Source organism: Olsenella absiana, assembly GCF_036408855.1.
Taxonomy (GTDB): Bacteria; Actinomycetota; Coriobacteriia; order Coriobacteriales; family Atopobiaceae; genus Olsenella_K; species Olsenella_K absiana.
Genome location: NZ_JAZGJQ010000018.1, coordinates 3,521 through 5,521, shown reverse-complemented (window position 1 = coordinate 5,521; position 2,001 = coordinate 3,521). Strand labels below are relative to the sequence as shown.

1 rRNA gene is annotated in these 2,001 nt (G+C 65.8%); it reads left to right on the top strand.

Annotated features, from left to right (window positions below):
- Positions 1–399: 399 nt before the first annotated feature.
- Positions 400–1,916 (top strand): 16S ribosomal RNA (locus VXJ25_RS09665).
- Positions 1,917–2,001 lie beyond the last annotated feature (85 nt).

Here is a 2,001-nt window from a genome sequence, read left to right as displayed (position 1 = left end):
GCAGGGCGTCGCCGGCCGGCGGCGGGCGTTTGGTCCTGGAGGGGGTCCCGGAGCCTGGAGTCAGGCGCCGGGGCCCCCTTCCCTATGCCGCGCCTCCCGTGGAGGTTCCGTGGAGCGCGGCGAAGAGGCCGCCCGCGGCCCCCGGGCGGCGTATATTGGTTCCTCGCGCGGCCGCACGGGCCGCGGCGAACCTTGAAAACCGGATACTGCGATCGATGAGATCGGCGAAGACAGACAAGCGAAATGCACAGGAAGACAGAGAAGGCACAGGATGAGGTTCTGTGCCCGTCTGTTCCTTGATGAGTTGAATCCGAGATCAGCGGGAGAGCGGGATCGCGCGCGGGGGGAGCCCCGAGCGAAGAGAGACTTTTTTTCAAGGAGGGCCGGCGAGTCCGGCCCCGAACGGAGAGTTCGATCCTGGCTCAGGATGAACGCTGGCGGCGCGCCTAACACATGCAAGTCGAACGGTTAAGGCGCCCTTCGGGGCGCGAATAGAGTGGCGAACGGCTGAGTAACACGTGGGCAACCTGCCCCTCGCACCGGGACAGCCTCGGGAAACCGTGGGTAATACCGGATACTCCGCCCCCCTCGCATGGAGGGGGCGGGAAAGCCCAGACGGCGAGGGATGGGCCCGCGGCCTGTTAGCTAGTTGGCGGGGCAACGGCCCACCAAGGCGATGATGGGTAGCCGGGTTGAGAGACCGACCGGCCAGATTGGGACTGAGACACGGCCCAGACTCCTACGGGAGGCAGCAGTGGGGAATCTTGCACAATGGGCGGAAGCCTGATGCAGCGACGCCGCGTGCGGGACGAAGGCCTTCGGGTCGTAAACCGCTTTCAGCAGGGACGAGGCCGCGAGGTGACGGTACCTGCAGAAGAAGCCCCGGCTAACTACGTGCCAGCAGCCGCGGTAATACGTAGGGGGCGAGCGTTATCCGGATTCATTGGGCGTAAAGCGCGCGTAGGCGGCCCGCTTGGTCGGGAGTAAAATCCGGGGGCTCAACCCCCGCACGCTCCCGATACCGGCGGGCTTGAGTCTGGCAGGGGAAGGCGGAATTCCGAGTGTAGCGGTGGAATGCGCAGATATTCGGAAGAACACCGGTGGCGAAGGCGGCCTTCTGGGCCACGACTGACGCTGAGGCGCGAAAGCTAGGGGAGCGAACAGGATTAGATACCCTGGTAGTCCTAGCCGTAAACGATGGACACTAGGTGTGGGGGGAGATGCCCCCCGTGCCGCAGCCAACGCATTAAGTGTCCCGCCTGGGGAGTACGGCCGCAAGGCTAAAACTCAAAGGAATTGACGGGGGCCCGCACAAGCAGCGGAGCATGTGGCTTAATTCGATGCAACGCGAAGAACCTTACCAGGGCTTGACACCCAGGTGAAGCGGCGGAGACGCCGTGGCCGAGAGGAGCCTGGACAGGTGGTGCATGGCTGTCGTCAGCTCGTGTCGTGAGATGTTGGGTTAAGTCCCGCAACGAGCGCAACCCCCGTCGCATGTTGCCAGCGGTCCGGCCGGGCACCCATGCGAGACCGCCGGCGTCAAGCCGGAGGAAGGCGGGGACGACGTCAAGTCATCATGCCCCTTATGCCCTGGGCTGCACACGTGCTACAATGGCCGGCACAACGGGCTGCCACCGCGCGAGCGGGAGCGAATCCCCAAAGCCGGCCCCAGTTCGGACTGGAGGCTGCAACCCGCCTCCACGAAGTCGGAGTTGCTAGTAATCGCGGATCAGCACGCCGCGGTGAATGCGTTCCCGGGCCTTGTACACACCGCCCGTCACACCACCCGAGTCGTCTGCACCCGAAGTCGTCGGCCCAACCCGCGAGGGGGGGAGGCGCCGAAGGTGTGGAGGGTAAGGGGGGTGAAGTCGTAACAAGGTAGCCGTACGGGAACGTGCGGCTGGATCACCTCCTTTCTAGGGAGGGGCCCGCGGCCGAGAGGCCGCGACCGCGCGGCGCAACCGCGCCCGCGCTCGGAAGCCTGCCCTCGCCGCGCCCCCC